The 19,798-nt window shown below is 47.2% G+C and carries 18 protein-coding genes and 1 pseudogene; 12 read left to right on the top strand and 7 right to left on the bottom strand.

The annotated features are described in order from the left end of the window. The first annotated feature begins 27 nt into the window (after positions 1 to 27). The 3 genes from FB479_RS19445 to FB479_RS19435 all read left to right on the top strand — a co-directional run bounded on the left by FB479_RS19445 (position 28) and on the right by FB479_RS19435 (position 2,664). Positions 28 to 1,230, top strand: coding sequence for a Ger(x)C family spore germination protein (locus FB479_RS19445; protein WP_142066406.1), 1,203 nt, complete (start codon positions 28 to 30; stop codon positions 1,228 to 1,230). A gap of 68 nt (positions 1,231 to 1,298) precedes the next feature. Beyond that, positions 1,299 to 1,532, top strand: a complete 234-nt coding sequence (locus FB479_RS19440) for a hypothetical protein (RefSeq protein ID WP_106652528.1) — start codon at positions 1,299 to 1,301, stop codon at positions 1,530 to 1,532. Continuing rightward, positions 1,516 to 2,664 (top strand): GerAB/ArcD/ProY family transporter, encoded by a 1,149-nt coding sequence (locus FB479_RS19435; RefSeq protein ID WP_255438458.1) that lies wholly within the window; start codon positions 1,516 to 1,518, stop codon positions 2,662 to 2,664. The genes FB479_RS19440 and FB479_RS19435 overlap by 17 nt, the downstream gene beginning before the upstream one ends. Positions 2,665 to 2,706: 42 nt before the next feature. Here FB479_RS19435 and FB479_RS19430 read toward each other — a convergent pair whose 3' ends face one another. Next, the gene (locus FB479_RS19430; protein ID WP_106652530.1) at positions 2,707 to 4,206 is read right to left on the bottom strand and encodes an IMP dehydrogenase; all 1,500 of its coding nucleotides are present in this window, start codon (positions 4,204 to 4,206) and stop codon (positions 2,707 to 2,709) included. Between the two features lie 127 nt (positions 4,207 to 4,333). On the opposite strand from FB479_RS19430, the gene FB479_RS19425 reads away from it, so the two are divergent. Next, positions 4,334 to 5,119 carry a GNAT family N-acetyltransferase gene (locus FB479_RS19425; RefSeq protein WP_255438457.1) on the top strand — a complete coding sequence of 262 codons (786 nt, stop codon included), beginning with the start codon at positions 4,334 to 4,336 and terminating at the stop codon, positions 5,117 to 5,119. A gap of 33 nt (positions 5,120 to 5,152) precedes the next feature. On the opposite strand, the gene FB479_RS19420 is transcribed toward FB479_RS19425, so the two are convergent. Then, positions 5,153 to 6,568: a sensor histidine kinase gene (locus FB479_RS19420; RefSeq protein WP_106652531.1), complete on the bottom strand. Its 1,416-nt coding sequence runs from the start codon at positions 6,566 to 6,568 to the stop codon at positions 5,153 to 5,155. After that, on the bottom strand, positions 6,565 to 7,266 hold the full coding sequence (locus FB479_RS19415) for a response regulator transcription factor (protein WP_106652532.1): 702 nt from the start codon (positions 7,264 to 7,266) through the stop codon (positions 6,565 to 6,567). Before FB479_RS19415 ends, FB479_RS19420 begins: the two co-directional genes overlap by 4 nt. Before the next feature lie 180 nt (positions 7,267 to 7,446). On the opposite strand from FB479_RS19415, the gene FB479_RS19410 reads away from it, so the two are divergent. The 3 genes from FB479_RS19410 (at position 7,447) to pcrB (ending at position 9,626) form a co-directional block, all read left to right on the top strand. Beyond that, the gene (locus FB479_RS19410; RefSeq protein ID WP_142066404.1) at positions 7,447 to 8,502 is read left to right on the top strand and encodes a DUF3048 domain-containing protein; all 1,056 of its coding nucleotides are present in this window, start codon (positions 7,447 to 7,449) and stop codon (positions 8,500 to 8,502) included. Positions 8,503 to 8,622: 120 nt separating this feature from the next. Continuing rightward, entirely contained in the window at positions 8,623 to 8,913 is a 291-nt protein-coding gene (locus tag FB479_RS19405) for a YerC/YecD family TrpR-related protein (protein WP_007717484.1), read from the top strand. Positions 8,914 to 8,930: 17 nt separating this feature from the next. Beyond that, positions 8,931 to 9,626 carry a heptaprenylglyceryl phosphate synthase gene (gene pcrB, locus FB479_RS19400; protein ID WP_142066403.1) on the top strand — a complete coding sequence of 232 codons (696 nt, stop codon included), beginning with the start codon at positions 8,931 to 8,933 and terminating at the stop codon, positions 9,624 to 9,626. Positions 9,627 to 9,678: 52 nt separating this feature from the next. On the opposite strand, the gene FB479_RS19395 is transcribed toward pcrB, so the two are convergent. Beyond that, entirely contained in the window at positions 9,679 to 11,379 is a 1,701-nt protein-coding gene (locus FB479_RS19395; protein ID WP_142066402.1) for a DUF4179 domain-containing protein, read from the bottom strand. After that, positions 11,376 to 11,933 (bottom strand): RNA polymerase sigma factor, encoded by a 558-nt coding sequence (locus FB479_RS19390; RefSeq protein WP_142066401.1) that lies wholly within the window; start codon positions 11,931 to 11,933, stop codon positions 11,376 to 11,378. Before FB479_RS19390 ends, FB479_RS19395 begins: the two co-directional genes overlap by 4 nt. A 196-nt stretch (positions 11,934 to 12,129) precedes the next feature. On the opposite strand from FB479_RS19390, the pseudogene FB479_RS19385 reads away from it, so the two are divergent. Beyond that, positions 12,130 to 12,276, top strand: a pseudogene (locus FB479_RS19385) (geranylgeranylglyceryl/heptaprenylglyceryl phosphate synthase); the annotation flags it as partial. A gap of 88 nt (positions 12,277 to 12,364) precedes the next feature. Here FB479_RS19385 and FB479_RS19380 read toward each other — a convergent pair. Then, the gene (locus FB479_RS19380; protein WP_142066400.1) at positions 12,365 to 14,074 is read right to left on the bottom strand and encodes a DUF4179 domain-containing protein; all 1,710 of its coding nucleotides are present in this window, start codon (positions 14,072 to 14,074) and stop codon (positions 12,365 to 12,367) included. Then, a complete protein-coding gene (locus FB479_RS19375) occupies positions 14,071 to 14,628 on the bottom strand; it encodes an RNA polymerase sigma factor (RefSeq protein ID WP_106652536.1) in 558 nt (185 codons plus the stop codon). Before FB479_RS19375 ends, FB479_RS19380 begins: the two co-directional genes overlap by 4 nt. Before the next feature lie 503 nt (positions 14,629 to 15,131). Here FB479_RS19375 and FB479_RS19370 point away from each other — a divergent pair. From FB479_RS19370 to FB479_RS19355, 4 genes are all read left to right on the top strand, one after another. Beyond that, entirely contained in the window at positions 15,132 to 16,286 is a 1,155-nt protein-coding gene (locus FB479_RS19370) for a HesA/MoeB/ThiF family protein (protein WP_142066399.1), read from the top strand. Between the two features lie 35 nt (positions 16,287 to 16,321). Further along, positions 16,322 to 17,560, top strand: a complete 1,239-nt coding sequence (locus FB479_RS19365; protein WP_106652538.1) for a hypothetical protein — start codon at positions 16,322 to 16,324, stop codon at positions 17,558 to 17,560. A gap of 75 nt (positions 17,561 to 17,635) precedes the next feature. Then, positions 17,636 to 18,121, top strand: a complete 486-nt coding sequence (locus tag FB479_RS19360; protein WP_142066398.1) for a tetratricopeptide repeat protein — start codon at positions 17,636 to 17,638, stop codon at positions 18,119 to 18,121. A 69-nt stretch (positions 18,122 to 18,190) separates the two neighbouring features. Further along, the gene (locus FB479_RS19355) at positions 18,191 to 19,795 is read left to right on the top strand and encodes a response regulator (protein WP_142066397.1); all 1,605 of its coding nucleotides are present in this window, start codon (positions 18,191 to 18,193) and stop codon (positions 19,793 to 19,795) included. Positions 19,796 to 19,798 lie beyond the last annotated feature (3 nt).

Raw genomic sequence — 19,798 nt, 5'->3', positions numbered from 1 at the left:
TAAATTATTAGCCGAGGTGGAGACGGCATGAAACGAAAAGGTGTGTTCCTCCTGGCCCTGACTCTTCTCGTTTTGTTGACAGGCTGCTGGAACCGTAGAGAATTGAATGATTTGGCGATCGTCATGGGGACAGGTATCGACAAGATTGACGGGCAATATGTGATTTCCGCCCAAATCGTCAATCCTGGAGCGGTAGCCTCAACTGAAAGTGGGAAGATAAGTCAATCAGCTGTTGCCACTTACAGTATGCGGGGATCGAGCATTTTTGAGGGAATCCGGAGAATGACAACGGAAACGCCCAGAAGGCTGTATTTTTCCCATATCCAGGTGCTGGTTTTGGGGGAGCAGGTAGCAAGAGAAGGGATAAAAGAAGCACTGGACTTGTTATTTCGCGATCATGAGGTTCGACCCGATTTTTATGTCATTCTGGCGAAGGATACAACAGCTCTTCAAATCCTCAGCATGATCGACCCGTTGGAAAAAATCCCCGCGACGAAGCTCTATAAAAGCTTGGAAACGGGAGAGAAAGCCTGGGGGTCGATTGTCTCCATGCGATTGGATGAAGTCATTGCTGATTTGCTCCGGGAAGGTGTAGAGCCGGTTTTGGTAGGCGCTACGCTGAAAGGAAAGGTACGTACGGGTTCAACCGATATAAGCTCCCAAAAAGATAGCCAGCCCAATCTGTTGAGGTACCAGGACATTGGGGTCTTCAAAAAAGATAAGCTGCTGGGTTGGTTGAACGAAGAGGAAAGCATCGGATTCAGCTATATCACAGATAAAGTGGACAGTACAGTAGAAGAAATTCCTTGTGACAAAAAACATAAAATCGTCGTTGAGATCATTCGGAGCAAAACAACAGTCAACGGGAAGGTGAAGAATGGCAATCCGCAAATAGAAGTCAGTGTTTCGGCAGAAGGGAATGTAGGCGAGGTGGCGTGTCCGAAAGATATGTCCAATCCCCAAACCATATACAAATTGGAGGCGGATGTGGAAAAGAGGATCAGGGAGAAAATCGTAAGTGCCATCCATAAAACGCAAAAGCAATACCACTCCGATGTTTTGGGATTTGGGCAGTCGATCTACCACAATGACCCTAAAGGCTGGAAGAAGGTAAAGGAAGATTGGGATTCCAAATTCACCGACCTGAACGTGAAGGTAAAAGTGGACGTCAGGCTCAGGCGGACAGGAAAGGTGGGCAATTCGTTTATTCCTTTCATCAAAAAGGATTAGAGCATAACTTTTTCCATCTGGGGAAATGGTAAAGGTATTCCAGCGAAAAAGTAGGTGCGCCGCATAGCATGTGGACCATCATAATGATTTTGCTGATCAGCCTACTGATTGCCCTCGTTGAGGTGCCTTATTTGAGAAAGAACGCGATGAACAAGGAATTGCTGGTTTTCTTCATTTTGCTTGTAGTCGGGACGGGACTTGGCATAGCCGAATCGCTTGAGGCCAACATTCCGAACCCGTTGGACTGGATCACATTTGTCTATAAACCATTCAGCGACTTCATTTTTGGAATTGTGGAATGAAGCAGTAGCCAGCAGCGAGGCGGGGGAGCGAGAGGAATTGATTGACAACGGTCATATTAGCGCAAGGCAATTTATGATACTCGTGACGCTTTTTGCAATTGGCGACGCGATTTTGTACGTTCCCTCCCTTACTGCAACCGCTGCCCAGCAAGATGCGTGGCTCTCCGCCCTCATAGGGTGGGGGGAAGGCTTTCTTTTGACTTATCTGTATGTTTCGCTTAGCATGCGCTACCCAAACAAGTCGATCTTTCAGTACAGTGAGGATATATTGGGAAAATGGTTGGGAAAAGTGGTGGCTATCCTGTTTATCACTTATTTCTTCATCGACGCTTCGCTCATGCTGATGGAGATTGGAGATTTTGTCACGACACAGATTATGCAGGAGACCCCCATTGAAATTATTCTTGTCCTTTTTACAGTGATCATCGTCATGGGGGTTCGCAGTGGAGCAGAAGCCTTTTCTCGGGTAAGTGAGCTGTTGTTTCCGTATTTTCTGTTGCTGTTTTTTGTCTTAATCGTATTTATCTCCCCCCAGATCAAAATAGAAAATGTGAAGCCTGTTCTTGCGCATGGCATGGCGCCTGTATTTGGGGGGAACTTCCGGTACATGGGTTATTTGCTGGAAACAGTCATTCTGATCGTAATGTTTCCCTTGGTAAAGCGACCAGCGAGTGCCGCCAAAGCGTATATCTTGGGCAGCCTTTTTTCTAATTTCTTCCTGATAATGATTACGGCTGTGGCAATCTTGGTCTTGGGTGCTGATATTACCGTACTGCTCGCCTACCCGAGCTACACACTTGCGCAAAAAATCAGTATCGGTAATTTTTTTGAGCGAATCGAAGTGTTGATGGCCGTCATCTGGTTTATTACGCTCTTTGTCAAAATTACCATTTGCTTTTATGCGACGAGCCGTGGAATCGCAAATACGCTGGGGTTGCGGGATTACCGCCAATTGACATTTCCGCTGGGGATGATCATGATCGTGGTGGCATTGGCGACGATGCCTAACCGCCCTTATTTTGATACTTTCGTTTCGGAAATTTGGATGCCTTATTCCCTAACGTACGGTTTGTTTTTGCCCATTCTCTTATTGAGTGTGGGGGCCCTAAGAAGAAAAAAAACAGTCTGCTAGAAGTGCGGCAGACTGTTTTTTTGTGACTACGAATTCATTGTCTTACTCAGCAGCCATGCTGCTTTCTTTCAAGATAACGTCATGTGCGCCGCCTTCTACCAAGCTGGTAGCAGAGATGACGGTGATCCGCGCTTTTTGTTGAAGCTCTGAGATGGAGAGCGAACCGCAATTGCACATGGTCGATTTGATTTTGCTCAAGGTACGGTCCATGTTCTCGCGCAGGCTTCCCGCGTATGGGACGTAGGAGTCTACGCCTTCTTCAAAGACGAGACTGCTTTTTCCGCCAGTGTCATAGCGTTGCCAGTTGCGAGCGCGGTTGGAGCCTTCTCCCCAGTATTCTTTCACGAAGTTGTTGCCGATCTTCACTTTTTTGGTCGGGCTTTCGTCGAAGCGAGCAAAGTAACGGCCCAGCATGACAAAGTCTGCACCCATAGCCAAAGCCAGTGTCACGTGGTAGTCGTGTACGATTCCGCCGTCAGAGCAGAGCGGAACGTAAATGCCTGTTTCCTTGAAGTACTCGTCGCGAGCTGCTGCCACTTCAATGAGGGAAGAGGCTTGACCGCGTCCGATTCCTTTTTGCTCGCGGGTAATGCAGATGGAGCCGCCGCCAATCCCTACTTTTATGAAATCTGCGCCCGATTCCACGAGGTAGCGGAAGCCTTCCTTATCGACGACATTACCTGCACCGATCGGAACATTGAAGTTTTCTTTTACATATTGAACCGTCTCGCGCTGCCATTCGCTGAAGCCGTCGGAGGAGTCGATGACCAGAATATCAACGCCTGCTTCCACCAACGCAGGGACGCGCTCCTTGTAGTCCTTTGTATTGATACCAGCACCTACGATATAGCTTTTGTTCGCGTCCAAGAGGGACAGCGGATTGTTTTTGCGGGAATCGTAGTCTTTGCGGAAAACGAGGAAGTCGAGATTTTGATTTTCGTCTACGATTGGCAAGCAGTTGAGCTTGTGCTCCCAGATCAGGTCGTTGGCTTCGGAGAGCGTGATGCCGGATTTGCCATAGATCAGCTTCGAGAATGGTGTCATGATGTCGCTGACGAGTTTGTCCAAAGAGTCACGGCTGATTCGATAATCGCGTCCGGTTACGATTCCGAGCAACTTGCCTTTTGCCGTACCATCTTCCGTAATGGCAACGGTGGAGTGGCCTGTCGCCTCTTTCAATTCCAAAATGTCTTTCAGCGTATGGCTTGGTGTCAGGTTGGAGCGGCTAACGACGAAACCAGCCTTGTAGCCTTTTGCTTTGCGAACCATGGTTGCCTGGCTCTCGATGGACTGGGAGCCAAAAATAAACGAAATACCGCCACATCTAGCCAATGCGACCGCCATATGATGGTCGGAAACTGCTTGCATGACTGCGGATGAGAACGGTATGTTTAGTGTGATGGCAGGCTTTTCACCTTTTTTATACTTGGTAATCGGAGTGGATAAGTCCACATTGTTCGGAGTGCATTCTTTTGTGGTGAGATTTGGCAACAGCAAAAACTCATTAAACGTCCGAGATGGTTCTGTGTAATAAAAAGCCACGATTCTCTCCTCCTAGGTGAAGTTGGTCTCCATTTTTTGAACTGCCTCTTTAAACAGAGAAATTTTTACCATGTTAACCGCGAAGCACGACAACGTCAATAGGGAATCGATAGAAGGAGAGATTTCTTTGCTAAAATTGCGAACAGGTCATGAACAACGCCAGCTTTTGGGGCAAATTTCGTTAGAAGATTCGTACATTTTGTACGGGAATATGTACGTGCGAACGGACAGGAGCGTCGTCGTAACGGACAGCGTTCAGGGAGAAGTAACCGTCATCGGGTCTTACTTGAAAGGGATGCCGTTTCATGCGTTTTCTCTTCATGTAGTAGAGGGGGAGAAAAATTACGAGGTGGAGCCGATGCTCTCCTATATGAAAGAAGTGCTAGACGGCAGCCTGCCAGATGGACAAAAGGGCGTGATTGCCCTAGCAGAGCCTCTCCTGACGCGCGTACAGATTCCGAATATACTCGCCACACGTACCATGCGTCTGATGAAACTTACAGATCCAGAGCGTCTTTTACCTGTGGGCGAATCACGAATACTGGAGTTATCCGAAGCACAGATCGTGGAGGATATGGCGGCAGAGCTCGGCATGATTAGTTTCCGGGCGGAGGAAGTAGCCGAAATGCCGCACATCGCGCTCTTTTCGGAAGATGGCGAGCCAATGGCCGTAGCAGGCTTTCATGTCTATGACGAAGCCTACGTAGAAATCGGGAACATTGGAACATCTGTTCATCATTGGCAAAAAGGGTTGGGTACGCAAATCAGCTCAGATATTTCCCGAATTGGCTTGGAGAAGTCTGCGAATGTTTATTTGATGGTCTTTACGGATAATCCGACTGCGATGCACGTATATGAGAAGCTCGGTTTTGTCACGGTATCTTCTTACGCTTTTATTGAATTTGTCCTTTAGAATAGAAAAAGAGAGGACAAGTGTCCCCTCCTATCAATTTAATCGGCCTTTAAATTCAACAGGTACAATCATCGTAAAGCAAGGTCCATCTGGATCGTTGCGGGCATCGATCGTCCCTTTATGTGCTTCCAAGACGGCACGGGCAATCGCAAGTCCAAGCCCATGCTTGCCCGACTTTCCTTTGCGGAAACGCTGGAACAAATTCGGCAGCAGCGCCTCCTCAATGGGTGGCCCATCATTGGAAATCGCGACGACGACGCTTTTTCCCGCGTGTCTTCCTGTGATAGTCAGTCGGCTTTTGGCGTAGCGCAGTTGATTTTCCATGATATTGACGAACGCAGTGCTCAATTGCTCGCCGTCTCCCTCTACGATCAAGTCAGCTGCCAGATTTAACTCCCACTCGATTTGCGGATTGAGCACGGAGAGCCGCTGTTTCAACAGGTGCATCATCTCTGACAGGTCGACGCGGTCGACTTGCATCATTTGGGAGACAGACTCGATCTTCGTGATGTACAAGAGCTGTCCGACGACCTTTTCGAGGCGCTTGCTCTCTTCCATGATGATAGAAAGTCCTTTTTCAGCCTGAGGTCCCTGGAAGACGCCTTCGATGAGTCCTTGCGTATATCCTTGAATCGCCATAATCGGTGTTTTGAGCTCATGGGAAATGTTTTGGACAAAATGCTGCTGCGACTCGTCGTATTCCTTCAGTTGGTTTTTCATCATATCGAAAGAGCGGGCGAGTTGTCCGATCTCATCTCCGCGATCCATCGCAAGCGGGATATCGAACTGACGACGGGCGATCTTTTTGCACAACTCTTCAAGTGTGCGCAGCGGTCTGCTCAAATACCCGCTAAACCACACGGCCAACAGCCAGCTTACGAGCAGCAGCAGACCAAACACGAGTAAAAACTGACGTGTCAAAATCGAGTTGATCTGGTTGAGCTCCTGTTCCTTGGAGAACAGCACCATGTAGTAAGGGAAGCCGTGGTAGTCCATTTTTTTGCTGACGAACAAATAGCTCTCGGCTCCACGGTCCAGCGAACCATGCTGCAGCTTTTGGCTTGGGTATGTGGCTGCTTTTAGGAACAGCTCCTTGGTATCCTCATACGGAATGCGGCCATTGGTATTGCTCCGGCGACCCAGCTCCTGACCGTTTTCAGCATAGACGATCATATCAAATGAGTACTCATAACGTTGGAGCAAGAGCTGTAAAAAGTAAGGGGCCGCAGCCGGGACAGGCAGCAGCTCATTATGCTCGTTGAAGGAGATATGCTGAGATAAGGTGTAAAACTCTTCTTCCAAGAGCGAGTAAGTGTTGGAGACCAGGTACTGTTTGACAGCCATTGGATACCCGATACCAAGGCCAACCCCGAGGACGCTTGTCAGGATCATGAACAAAATGAGGATTTGCCTGGATATCGGCAGGTTTTTCAGTCGGAATTTGCTCATAGACGTGTCATACGGTAGCCGAAGCCATAGACCGTCTCCAATGGAAACTTGGGCATTTTCTTGCGGATACGCTTCACCAAGTCATCGACAGCCCTGTCTGAGCCGATGTAGTCTTCCCCCCAGATGGAAGTCAGAATCTGCTCGCGATTCAAGGCCAGACCTTGATTGTGCAAAAGGTAGACGATTAGCTCGAATTCTTTTGTAGTTAGATCAATGAGTTCGTCGCCTTCTTTTACTTGTCTGCCTTTTTCTGAGATCATATAAGGATCAACCGTTACCCAATCTTGGAAAGTTTGGGTAGAGGAAGCAGTGCCATTGGACTTCTCATAGGTACGCTGTAGCAGCTTTTTCGCACGGATGACCAGTTCACGTGGTAGAAATGGTTTCGCCAAGTAGTCATCGCTGCCCAGTTCCAGTCCGATGATTTTATCGACATCCTGATCGCGAGCAGAGATGAAGATGATGGGTACATTCGACTTTTCGCGGATAAGGCGCAAGAGCTCGTAGCCGTCGATGTCGGGCATCATGATGTCCAATATCCACAGATGTGGTTGTGTTTCTTCATCAAGTAACGGCAAGACGTCCTTGCCACTAGAAAACGCTTTCACCTGCAATCCGGCACTTTGCAAATAGGATTGCAGCAGCTCCAACAGGTTCGTTTCATCGTCCACCAGATAGACGAGGTAGGGGGTATTCATGGATTTCGGCCTCGCTTTGCATCTGTTTTATATCAATATTGTAGCATAGCCAAAAACAAGATGTGTGGCACGGACGTATGAGAATCGTGGAAAACGTGTGGAAGCAGGATTCACCTGTATCCTTCTGGAAAAAGAAACAGGGGAAAAAACAACAACGAGAGATGGAAAGGAGCGATTCATATGAAACGAACAGTCAAATCGTCTCTCATGGTACTAGCCTTCATGCTCTTAACTACGGCCTGCGGTCAAAAGCCGGTGGACACCCAACCGAGTCCGCAGATGCCTGATCCGATTGTGCAAACGCCACCGGAAACGAATCAGCCCATCCAATATGCGTATAAGGCACCGATGACAGGACTTGGCAGTCACGAAAATCTGGGGAGCAAACGACCGATCATGGTGATGATCAACAATGCTCCGCCCGCCCGTCCACAAACAGGCATCAACAAAGCGGACATGATTTATGAGGTATTGTCAGAAGGGGAAATGACCCGCTTTCTTGCGATATTCCAAAGCCAAACACCAGAAGTAATCGGACCTGTCCGCAGTATCCGCCCTTATTTTATCCAGATCGGGACTGGCTTTGATGCGGTCCTCGTTCACGCGGGAGGCAGTCCGGATGCACTGGAAACTTTGGCGCGAAAAGACCTCAGTCATCTGGATGAAATCCCGAATGGTCAATACTTTTGGCGAGAAAAATTCCGCAAAATGCCACATAACCTGTATACCAAGCCAGAGCTCTTGGAAAAAGCGATGCAGGATAAAGGGATGCGTCAAACGGCAGAGGTGCCTCACTTCACGTTCCTGCCGGAGGATGCCGAGATCAAGGAAGGCCAGCCTGCTACACAGGTAGATCTGACGTTCCACTCATTGAATAAAGCTGCTTTTACATATGATGCCGAGCAAAAGAAATACATGCGCTTCACGGCAGGCAAGCCGCATTTGGACTTGAGCGACAAGAGACAGTTGTCCACGACCAATCTGTTGGTCATCTCTGCCAAACACCGTGTGCTGGATAAAGAAGGGCGTCTATCGGTCGATGTAATTGGTCCGGGGGACGGTTATTTATTCCAGCAAGGAAAAGCGCGCAAGGTCAAATGGAAGCGTAGCAATGGTGTCATCCGTGTCTATGAGGACGCGGCTCTGACGCAAGAAGCACCACTTTTGCCAGGAAATACATGGGTGGCCATATTGCCGAACTCACCGGGTCTGTCGAAGTCGCTCAAGTTCCAGTAAGGATTAGGGCTTGCGGATGAAGGCGGTTTCTTCTAAGATAATTGTTGAAGCTTTAGTGCTTAAAAATTGTACAGTGAGAAACCGCTCGAAAAGACGGACTATATAACAGAGGTGACAGACATGCAATTGGAAAAATTAAAAGGAAAAGGCCTCGAACAGTTGTTTGAAGCAGTTCTTTCCCTGGAAACGATGGAAGAGTGCTATCAGTTTTTTGACGATCTGTGCACAGTGAACGAAATGCAGTCACTCGCACAGCGCCTGGAAGTGGCGAGAATGCTCCGCAAAGGCTTTACTTACAATCAGATTGAAGCAGAGACCGGCGCAAGTACGGCGACCATTTCCCGCGTCAAACGCTGTTTGAACTATGGAAATGACGGATACCAGATGGCGCTCGAGCGGATCGGAAAATAGCTAGGAGGCAGGCAACGTTGATTGACTATCGTGGCTGGCGCCATACATTTAAACTAGACCCGGATAAAACAATCGATGACGAGGCCTTGGAGGCGATTTGCGAGTCCGGAACAGATGCGATCATTGTAGGCGGTACGTACGGTGTGACCTATGACAATACGCTCGAATTGATGTCGCGATTGCGTCGTTACGCAGTACCGGCTGTCTTGGAGATTTCCTCGCTGGATGCGGTTGTGCCGGGATTTGATTCGTACTTGATCCCGCTCGTACTGAACGCTGGCGATCCAGACTGGATTTTTGCTCCGCATGTATCGGGGCTTCAAGCGTTTGGTGCTTATATTCATTGGGATGAGATCATTACAGAAGGATATATCATCGCCAATCCAGAAGCGGGCGTAGCAGAGCTGACGAAAGCACGTCCGATTGCGGATGCCTCGCAGGCCAAAGCGTACGCACAGGTAGCGACGAACATTTGCCGTTTGCCAATTGTCTACATGGAGTACAGCGGTACATACGGCGATCCGGCGATCGTCAAGGCAGCCAAAGCAGGCGCGGGCGAAGCCCACCTCTTTTATGGCGGAGGGATTCGTAACCCGGAGCAAGCGGCAGAAATGGCTGCGATTGCAGATACGGTTGTTGTGGGGAATGTCATTTATGATGATCTCGCTGCTGCATTGGCTACTGTGAAGGCCGTTAAGGGAACAAGCAACTAAAAAAGCCACCTCCCCAACTTATGATTGGGCGAGGTGGTTTTTCATGTCTACTTTAGTTTTTCAAGGGAAGGGTTACGCTCCAGTCGACATCTTTGTTTTCTTTCAATTGCTCTTTAATGGAAATCGTCAGTTCTTTCGGGATAGCTTTCAGATCTTTCACCAAATTGAGTGGACCGCTCAAGACAATATTGCCTTTTGCATCTCTTGTTAGTGAGCCTTTGAAATAGCCGGTGTATTTATTGCCATTTTCATCAACTGCTGCAAATTTATCTACGTCCGCAACACCTGGTGCCAAGGTTGCATCCAGTTGCATCGTTGCACTCATTCTCTTCTCGTTCCGAATCGTTTCTTCTTTTACAGTAAAATTCGAGAAGGTAAACACGTTTCCATCATGCTCTGTTGTGACAGGCTTGTTTTTCATCGCATCAATGGACAGCTTTTGCTCAAAGTCTGCGGAAGTGGTTTGATAGGTCGCTGCGACTCTAAAGGTCAGGTCTTTATCCGTTGGCAAGGAGTGAAATGTGAGAAAGTTAACCTTTTTGCCTGTTGGTGTGTCATCGACAACACGGACAAAGTAGTTTCTGGCTACATTTTTGTAATATGGCTGTGGGTATCTCTCCTTGTTCCCTCTATTCATTTCGCTCCATTTGGCAAGTACGGCTCCTGTATCATCCACAATTTCATAGGTAAGACCCTGAGAGGTATACTCTGCCAAGGTGTTCTCGATGACGAATTCAATCTGGCCTGGTGTCACCATGACTTGCTTTAGATCAATCAATTCGCCATTTGGAGCAGTGTATTGTTTATGGATGGGAACAATTTTTGTGTCTTTTTTCGCTTTGGAAATGTCAATTGGAAAGGTAACATTCCATTTTCCGTCAATGCCTTCGACGTCCTTGATCACAAGATCGATGTTCAATTCATCTGGAATCTCGCTCGTATCACTAAAAAAGGTTTGGATGGGGCGACTGAGCATAATGAGCTCACTCTGTCCTTTTACTTGCGTCAAATCATTATACCCGATTTGGAATTCCTCATCGTAGTTTGTATACGTCTTGCCATCCTTATCTGTTATTTTCAATTCATAGGATGTACCTTCGTCCTGCAAAACACGAGAGAACAGATCCTCAATTGGTTTTCCATTCTGATCCTTGATGGTAAAAAGAATTCGGACATCCCTTGAGTCCGCCATGACTTCTTTTACTTCAAGGGTCATTCCATTATCGACAGCTTTCAGATCAACTTTTTTATTATAGCCTTCTTGAAGTCCACGTTGGATGAGGAGGTTTGTGGAGGCTAGTGTATCAAAAAGGCTGCTCTCTTGCGTCTGCTTCAGCTGAGGTTTGATGGTTGATGCATACAAGCCATGTACATACGTTGCAAAAGAAGGGGAGGTGAGTGTTCCGAAATAGACAACTGCTGCTATTCCTGCTACAGTGATCGTTGCTTTTTTCACGATATCCAGACTCCTTTTTTTCCAATTGGTTTTTCTTTGCAATTTTTGTCTCTCTGATCGTTTCAGAATGTGTATAGGGTAAGGGGGAAGGTTCGCCATGATGCTATGAATGACTGCTTCGGACGGTTCGTCTGTCGCCAGTGATTCTTCTGGATCTTCCAGCGCATCCAGCTCCTGCTTCAACCTACGTTGGCAATGACGGCACTCTTCCAAATGGGCTGCTATGACCTCGGCTTCCTCTGGTTCAAGAAGATCGTATAGATACAAAGCAATTTGTCCTTTATCTAAGCATTTCATAGATGAAAGTCCCCCCCTTGCCCTGTATACCCGATTGCTTCCCTGAGCTTGTCTTTTCCCCGAGCCAGGCGCGTCCGCACAGTACTCGAAGGAATCGACAGTCGATGACTGATTTCCTCACAACTCAATGATTCGAAGTAGCGCATTTCGAGGACGATCCGATACTTTTCTTCGACGGACATCATCCTTTGACGCAACAAGCGCTGCCCCTCCTTATTCAGAAAGGCAATCTCCGGCGTATGGCTATCCACTGGCTCTATCTCTTCGTTCGAGCTGAGCGCAAGCTTGCGTTTACGTTTACGTAACTCGTCCAGACAGTGGTTGGCCGCTATCCGGTACAACCATGCAGAAAAATCGTAGTTTGTTTTATATTCTGGTAAATGGTAATACGTCTTGATGAAAATTTCCTGCACGATATCTTGTGCATCCGGTGTATGTCCCAGCATCTTGCGAAGAATGGAACTTACTTTTCCGTGGTATCTGGCAATGATCTCGGAGTAGGAGTCTTTGTTTCCTTGCAAGACCCGCCCGATGATCACTCGATCTTCCTCCATTAGTGCTCCCCCTAAGCAAAAAAGGCTCGCTGCGCAGCTTTTCCTTTTTTGATCAAACAAAGTGATCTTGGTGAAATTTTCCCATTACATTTAGTACTACGAATCCCAAAAGAAAAGCGTCCCAAAATCGGGGGGATTTTCCAAAAAATAAAAGTTTTTTGCAAAAAGAATGAATTTTGAGTTTTTAATAAAAAATGTAGGCGGCACGTACGGTGTGACTTATGACAATACGCTCGAATTGATGTCGCGATTGCATCGTTACGCAGTACCGGCTGCTTTGGAGATTTCCTCGCTGGATGCGGTTGTGCCGGGATTTGATTCGTACTTGATCCCGCTCGTACTGAAGGATGTAAAAGGAACCCAAAACTAAAAAAGACCACCACTCCCATGAGCTGTTACAGTTTCATTGGGAGTGGTGGTCTTTTTTTGCGTTAGTTCTTCAGTGGAAGTGCTACGCTCCAATCCATATCTTTTGCTCTGTTCACTTGTTCCTCGATCGTAAGCGTCATCTCTTTCGGGATGACGTCCATATCATCTACGAGTGTACCTTTCATGATAAAATTCCCTTTTTCATCTTTTGTTGTGGATCCCTTGAAGTTGAAGTTGTATCTTTCCCCCTGCTCGTCAGCACCCTCCCAGGAGTCTAAGAAGACCACACCCGGTGCCAAAGTTGCCTCAAGCTGTAATGTACTACGCAGCATTTTATGTTTGGCAGACGTTATTGGATTTATTTTTGTTATCTCTTCTACTGCAAAGTTTGAAAAGGTGAGCGTATTTCCATTGTGCTTTATCGTTACAGGCTGGGTCTTCAGAGTCTCAATGGACAGCTTTTGCTTAAAATTCGAAGGAACCTGATCGTAAGTACCGCCCACTCTAAAGGTCAGATTATTATCGGCTGGCAAGGAATGATAGGTGATGAAGTGAATATTTTTGTCCTCATTTGCACGGACGAAATACTCCCTGCTTACATTTTTGAAAAACGGATTCGGTTCCTCGCCAAATTCACTCGATAGATCCAGCTTGCTCCAGGCCGCCAGGACAGCTCCCTTGTCGTCCACAACTTCATAGGTTAAGGGCTGGGAACTACCACCTTCACCCGTGTTCTCAATCACGAATTCAGTCTGGCCAGGTGTCACCATCACTTGCTTTAGATCAATCACTTCGCCATTAGGAGCGGTGTATTGCTCGTTGATCGGGATAATTCTCGTTTCTTTTTTGGCTTTGGAAATATCAACAGGAATCGTCACGCTCCAATTTCCGTCAACTTTGTCCAGCTTCTTGATGCTAAGCTCGATGTTCAGTTTGTCAGGAATCTTGCTGACATCTGTAAAATATCTGCTAATCGGTCGGCTGACCATCAAGTACTCATCTTTTTCGCCGATGCTTTCCTTCTTGTTATAATTAAGATGGTACTTATCAATTGTCTCAAGAACGTTTCCATCTTCGTCTGTGATTTTGATTTCATAGGTTTCGTTCAGTTTATCTTCATCTCCCAGTGGGAAATTCCGGAACAACTTTTCAAGCTGCTTGCCATTCTTATCCTTGAAGCCGAAAATAATCCGGACATCCCTCGTGTCTGCCATGACTTCTTTTACTTCCAGCGTCATTCCGTTGTCGACGGCTTTCAAATCAAGCTTCTTGTTATATCCTTCTTCAAGTCCGCGCTGGATGAGAGCGTCCTCGGACGCTTCTTCTGCAAACAAGCTGCTCTCTGTCTGCTTCGGCTGTGATTTTATGGTAGCGGCATACAAGTCATTTACATAAGTCGCAAAAGATGGTGAAGTCAGTGTTCCAAAATAGACGACTGCTGCCATTCCTGCTACGGCGATGGTTGCTTTTTTCACGATATCCAGGCTCCTTTTTTTCCAATCGATTTTCTTCTGTATGTTTTGTCTCTCTGATCGTTTCAGGACGTGTATGGGGTAAGGGGGAAGACTAGCCATGATGTCTTGGATGACAGCATCGGATGGCTCATCTGTCGCTAGCGATTCTTCCGGATCTTCCAGCTCGTCCAGCTCCTGCTTCAACTTCAACTGACAATGACGGCATTCTTCCAAATGAGCTGCTATGACCTCGGCTTCTTCTGGCTCAAGAAGGTCGTATAGATACAAAGCAATTTGTCCTTTATCTAAGCATTTCATAGATGAAAGTCCCCCCCTTGCCCTGCATGCCCGATTGCTTCCCTTAACTTGTCTTTTCCACGAGACAGACGCGTCCGAACAGTACTCGACGGAATCGAAAGTCGATGGCTGATTTCTTCACAACTCAATGATTCGAAGTAGCGCATTTCGAGGACGATCCGATACTTTTCTTCGACGGACATCATCCTTTGACGCAACAGGCGCTGACCCTCCTTATTCAGAAAGGCAACCTCCGGCGTATGGCTATCCACTGGTTCTATTTCTTCGCTGGTGGTGAGCTGCTGCTTCCGCTTGCGCTTGCGCAGCTCGTCCAGACAGTGGTTAGCTGCTATCCGGTACAACCATGCAGAAAAATCGTAGTTTGTTTTATATTCTGGTAAATGGTAATACGTCTTGATGAAAATTTCCTGCACGATATCTTGTGCATCAGGTGTATGTCCCAACATTTTACGAAGAATGGAACTTACTTTTCCGTGGTATCTGGTAATGATCTCGGAGTAGGAGTCTTTGTTTCCTTGCAAGACCCGCCCGATGATCACTCGATCTTCCTCCATTTGTGCTCCCCCTAGGCAAAAAAGGCTCGCTGCGCAGCTTTTCCTTTTTTGATCAAACAAAAGTGATCTTGGTGAAATTTCCCTATTACATCCTAGTACTACGAATCCCAAAATGAAAGTGTCCCAAATTCAGGAGTATTTTCCAAAAAGACTAGTAAATATTTCCGGCAAAGAAGGATTTGTAATATTCTGGATAGAATTTGGAAGGAAAATCCTATTGCTTACGAAATAAATAGTAGAATATTACCAAAATATATAATTTTTTACTAATATTTGTAGAATTCTGTAAATTCATGAAATATAATGAACTTGTCTTAATTTTTGAATGAAGAGAGGGGGAACTATCCATGAAAATCCAAGCGAAAAAAGTTGAAAGCGTTCGCACTACTGCAGTAGCAGCTTAATTCTCTTAAGAAGAGGGGGAATAGCACACGAGCTATTCCCTTTTTTCATCTAAAATGAGCCGGGTTAGCGAACCCCACTATTGGGAGGTGTTTTGTATTATGGAACGTCGTCCTTTATTTAAACCAGTGCATCCCGTCTATGAAGTGACAGAGCAGATGATCCGCTTGGGAGAGGCGCCTGGCTATACCTTCGAATTGGAAGACGAGAATGGGTCCATCCGCAAGATGATCAAACTGATGGATGGCACTCGTACTGTCGGTGAAATACATACATTATTGGCTGTTGATTACCCTGAAATTACGTATGAAGAAATAGTGGAAGCAGTGGAATCACTCAGTGCCTTGGGCTTCCTGATGGATCAGGCGAAGGAAGAGGCTTCCGTTCTGACTTCGGAACAAAAGGAAAGGTATAAAGCGAATATCCGCTACTTCTCCTTGTTCACTGATCTCAATCAAAGTCCTAGCGAGCTACAGGAACAGGTAAGTAGAAAAAAAGTGACGATCCTGGGAATGGGTGCCTTTGGCTCTACGCTACTGGTCAATCTGGTAGGAGCGGGAATCCAGCATATCAAGCTCGTGGATTTTGATAGAGTGGAGCTCAGCAATTTGAACCGACAAATGGTCTTTAACGAAAAGGATATTGGTCGGCTGAAGGTGGAAGCGGCACGTGATTTCATCGGAAGGCTTCATTCTGAGGTATTGATTGAAACGGAGACGCTGCAAATCAAGTCCAGCGAAGACGTGGAGCGGGTTATTGCCGGAAGTGACCTCGTGATGCTCGCAGCCGATCAGCCCTTTTTCTTTTTGCAGAGATGGGTGAATCATGCCTGCGCTAAGCTGCAAATCCCGTTCATTGCTGGGGGATTCAACCTCATCGAAGGACAGTTCTTTATGGTAGAACCTGGAAAGACAGGCTGTATCGACTGCATGCATTTGCATCGTTCCAGACAGATCGAAGACTATTCGCAGTTGATCCAAAGGCTGCTCGATACCAACTTTATCCTGCCTACTGCCACGATTGCACCCAATACCATGATGATTACGGGAATGATGGCTTCCGATGCAATCAGGTATTTGACAGGGATCGCTCCGGTACAATCAGCGGGCAAATTTATCATTTTCGACTTTAATACGTTGGAAAAGAGTGTGTTTTTTGAGTGGGAGCGAAATGAAGCCGAATGCCCGACTTGTGGAAGAGGCAGCGGAACGGAGCCGATTTTTCATATCAAGCGAAAAGAAGTGCTCGCAAAGTAAGGAGTCGTTCCTGTAAGAGAGGAAGGTGTCTGTAAGTGAATATCTCGGGAGATAGCATTCTCAAGATGCACCCGCTTGCGCGCCGGGCGGAAAACGAGGAAGAGATCCTCATTGGCCGAACGGATATCAGCAATTTCATTGTGCTTCCGGCCATTGGTGTCGAGATCATCGATATGCTGGATGAAGGGAAGAGCATCAATGAAGTAGCGACAATCATGGAAGAACGGTTAGGCGAACCGGTGGATGTGCTCGACTTTGCGCAGGATTTAATTGGTTCCTATCAATTTGTCTACATGGCAGATGGAGAAGTTGTCAACGAGCCAGTACCGGTTGTGGATCATTTCTCTTGGATCAAGCAGGGTACGGGTCAGTTTTTCTTTAACCGCGTTGCTTTTGGATTATACGGTATTTTATTTTTCACAGGTCTTTTGATTTGTGTGTTTACGGGCAAGTATATCCCGGTCTATTCCGATATTTTTGTTTCTTCTTCCGTGACGGTTTCCGTAGTGGTTTCTTTCGTGGCTACATGGGTTTTTCTGTTTTTCCATGAAATGGCCCACTTGATGGCGGCCCGATCATTGGGGATCGGCAGTCGTATCGGTCTGGGACATCGACTTGTTTTTGCCGTAGCTGAGACGAATATGTCCAATATTGTTCTCGTTGATCCACAGCGCAGATACAGGGCGTTTTTGGCGGGAATGTCCTGGGATGCGATGTTTATGGGGATCGGTGTCATTCTGTTGTTTGCCAATGATCAAGGCTGGCTGACGCTTGTGCCCTTCATGGAAGCATTCATTCGTATGCTGAATGTGATCCTGCTAATGGCTTTGGCCTTTCAGTTCATGGTTTTCATGCAGACTGACTTGTATTACGTATTGGCAACCAAGTTCCAATGCTCCAATTTGATGGTGAATACACGCCTGTTTCTAAAAGCGAAATTCCGTTCCCTGACGCAGGATGAGCAGGAGGAATGGGAGTACGTAGCCGACCATGAGAAAAGAGTCATCCGCTGGTATAGCTGGGTCTACTTGATCGGATCGGTGTGGGGAATCTGGTTCTTTGTCCAGTATCAGCTGCGTATGGCGGTTGATTTCATTTGGATCATCGCAGACGATATGAAAAACGCTTCGCTTCACTCGTGGGAGTTTTGGGACGGCATCCTGTTGATCCTGTTGGTTCTGGTTCCGTTTCTCATTTTGGGCTGGTCGTGGATGAGAGCCTATCGACAACGGAGAAGCGAAAGAGAGCGGACAAAATCCTTGCAGGGTACATAATTTAAGTCTTCACCTTGCCAAGCTGCCCTGTTACGCTAGGGGGAAGAGAGATACCCAGGCAAAGGAAGTGCTCACATGAACCCGATGATCCAAAATATCATTCAGCTGCGAAAAGAAGGGCATCTGGACGAAGCGATCCAGCTTGCCCTTCAGCTCGTCAGCCAATCCCCGACTGATCCTGTTGCCCATTATCAATGTGCATGGTGCCACGATGCAGCCGGATTGGAGAAGGAAGCCGTTCCCTTTTACGAGAAAGCGATTGAGCTCGGACTGTCTGTCGAAGACGACCTGCACGGGGCATTACTGGGTCTGGGCAGTACGTATCGCACGCTGGGACAATACGAGCAGGCAGCAGCTACGCTCGCGAAGGGGATGCAACAGTTCCCCTGCGACCGTTCCTTTCCGATTTTTCTTTCCATGGCGTATTACAATCTAGGTAAGCATCACGAAGCCATGACTCTTCTCCTGAAAAACCTCGCGGAAACCTCAAGCGATCCTGCGATTTTGGCCTATCAAAAAGCGATTCTGTTCTATGCAGATGATCTGAATAAGACGTGGTAGCGCCATACCATTCCATTGGCAGGAAAACAATCGCCTCCCGTTGTACAAGTACAACAGCGGGAGGTGTCTATGTATAAGCTGATATTGGTAGATGACGAAGAAGATGTAAGAGAAGGGGTTAGCCAAGAAATTGACTGGCATAGCCACGGATATGAGGTGGTTGCCAAAGCAGAAAACGGCAAAGAGGCATTGGAGTTGGTAGAGAGACTTCGACCGGACGTCGTCGTAACCGACATCAAGATGCCCTTTATGAACGGACTTCAGCTGGCGGAGTCTATCGGGCGTGATTACCCTGCCATTCGCATCATTATCCTGACTGGGTTTGATGAGTTCGAGTACGCGCAAAAGGCCGTGAAGCTGCAAATTGATGAATATGTGCTCAAGCCGTTTTCCGCGAGTGAGCTGTTGGAAGCGCTGGACAAGGTCAAGCGACGGATGGACGAGGAGGCGGCTCATCGGGAAAACGTTCAGCTGCTGCGCGATAGCTATCGAAAAAGCTTGCCGGTTTTGCGGGAAGTTTTTTTATCATCTTTGCTGAGTCGTCAGCTCGTACAGCACGATGTTTATTCAAAAGCCTGCGAATACGGAATAGAGCTCAGGAGTCCCGAATATCTCGTGGCGGTCATCTGTATAGACCAGCCCAAGCAGGAGGAGCAGCAGCTGTTTCTTTTCGCTGTGAAAAATATCGCAGAAGAACAGCTGAACGCAGGCAAACAGGCGGGCATCGTTTTTCTCCATGAAGATCAGGTTGTGCTGCTCATGCGAACAAAAGCAGACGACACGCAACGAATCGAAGTGCAAACACAAAATATCGCCGAAGAAATCAGGAGAACGATTGAAAAATATATGAGCATCACGGTAACAATCGGAATCGGCAACGTCGTGACAGATGTAGCGGCACTCCCTTACTCGTATGAGGACGCCATGCAGGCACTCGATTACAGAAGCATCCTCGGCTGCAACAGGATGATTGTGATCAATGACGTGGAAAAGCAAGCGAGAGAGCAGATACGCCTCGATGAGAGAAGGGAACATGAATTGGTTCGGTGCATCAAAATGGGGACGAGTGCGGAGCTTCGGAACGTGATTGATGAATTGTTTGATCAAGTGGCACGTGTTCCGGTATCCATTGAGGACTACCGAATTTATTTGTTGGAGATTTTGACGACCATCTTGAAGACTGCCCATCGTGCCGAAGTTGACATGGATCAACTGTTTGGCGGACAACGCTATCTCTTGCAGGTCATGACGACTTTTACCGGTATGGAGGATGCCCGCGAACAGATCACAGATATTTGTGAGCGCCTCATGGCGAGTATCGCAAACGGACGGCAAACGACGTACAGGCGATTGATTACGCAGGCATTGGACTACACCCACGCGCATTATCATTCTCCCGACATATCCATCCACAAGGTGTGCGATCATCTGCACATCAGCCTCGGTTATTTTAGCAGTATTTTCAAGAAAGAAACGAAGACAACGTTTGTGACCTATCTCCTGTCATTACGCATGGAAAAGGCCAAGGAGCTTTTGCGGACGACCGATTTGAAGTCCTTTGAAATCGCGGAGAAAGTAGGATATACCGATCCCAATTACTTTAGCTTCAGCTTTCGCAAGTATGCAGGCATGTCCGCCAAAGAGTACCGAAGTCAGAGCGAGCAGGAAGGTTAACCC

The organism is Brevibacillus sp. AG162, from assembly GCF_006715575.1.
GTDB lineage: Bacteria > Bacillota > Bacilli > Brevibacillales > Brevibacillaceae > Brevibacillus > Brevibacillus brevis.
Note: the sequence above shows the minus strand (reverse complement) of the source record. Positions and strands in the feature narration are given on the sequence as shown.

Excerpts from the sequence above, each read along its gene's own strand:
- FB479_RS19445 (WP_142066406.1), top strand. The coding sequence starts at position 28 with ATGAAACGAAAAGGTGTGTTCCTCCTGGCCCTGACTCTTCTCGTTTTG.
- FB479_RS19440 (WP_106652528.1), top strand. The coding sequence starts at position 1,299 with ATGTGGACCATCATAATGATTTTGCTGATCAGCCTACTGATTGCCCTC.
- FB479_RS19420 (WP_106652531.1), bottom strand. The coding sequence starts at position 6,568 with ATGAGCAAATTCCGACTGAAAAACCTGCCGATATCCAGGCAAATCCTC.
- FB479_RS19415 (WP_106652532.1), bottom strand. The coding sequence starts at position 7,266 with ATGAATACCCCCTACCTCGTCTATCTGGTGGACGATGAAACGAACCTG.
- FB479_RS19410 (WP_142066404.1), top strand. The coding sequence starts at position 7,447 with ATGAAACGAACAGTCAAATCGTCTCTCATGGTACTAGCCTTCATGCTC.
- FB479_RS19405 (WP_007717484.1), top strand. The coding sequence starts at position 8,623 with ATGCAATTGGAAAAATTAAAAGGAAAAGGCCTCGAACAGTTGTTTGAA.
- FB479_RS19395 (WP_142066402.1), bottom strand. The coding sequence starts at position 11,379 with ATGAAATGCTTAGATAAAGGACAAATTGCTTTGTATCTATACGATCTT.
- FB479_RS19390 (WP_142066401.1), bottom strand. The coding sequence starts at position 11,933 with ATGGAGGAAGATCGAGTGATCATCGGGCGGGTCTTGCAAGGAAACAAA.
- FB479_RS19380 (WP_142066400.1), bottom strand. The coding sequence starts at position 14,074 with ATGAAATGCTTAGATAAAGGACAAATTGCTTTGTATCTATACGACCTT.
- FB479_RS19375 (WP_106652536.1), bottom strand. The coding sequence starts at position 14,628 with ATGGAGGAAGATCGAGTGATCATCGGGCGGGTCTTGCAAGGAAACAAA.
- FB479_RS19370 (WP_142066399.1), top strand. The coding sequence starts at position 15,132 with ATGGAACGTCGTCCTTTATTTAAACCAGTGCATCCCGTCTATGAAGTG.
- FB479_RS19360 (WP_142066398.1), top strand. The coding sequence starts at position 17,636 with ATGAACCCGATGATCCAAAATATCATTCAGCTGCGAAAAGAAGGGCAT.
- FB479_RS19355 (WP_142066397.1), top strand. The coding sequence starts at position 18,191 with ATGTATAAGCTGATATTGGTAGATGACGAAGAAGATGTAAGAGAAGGG.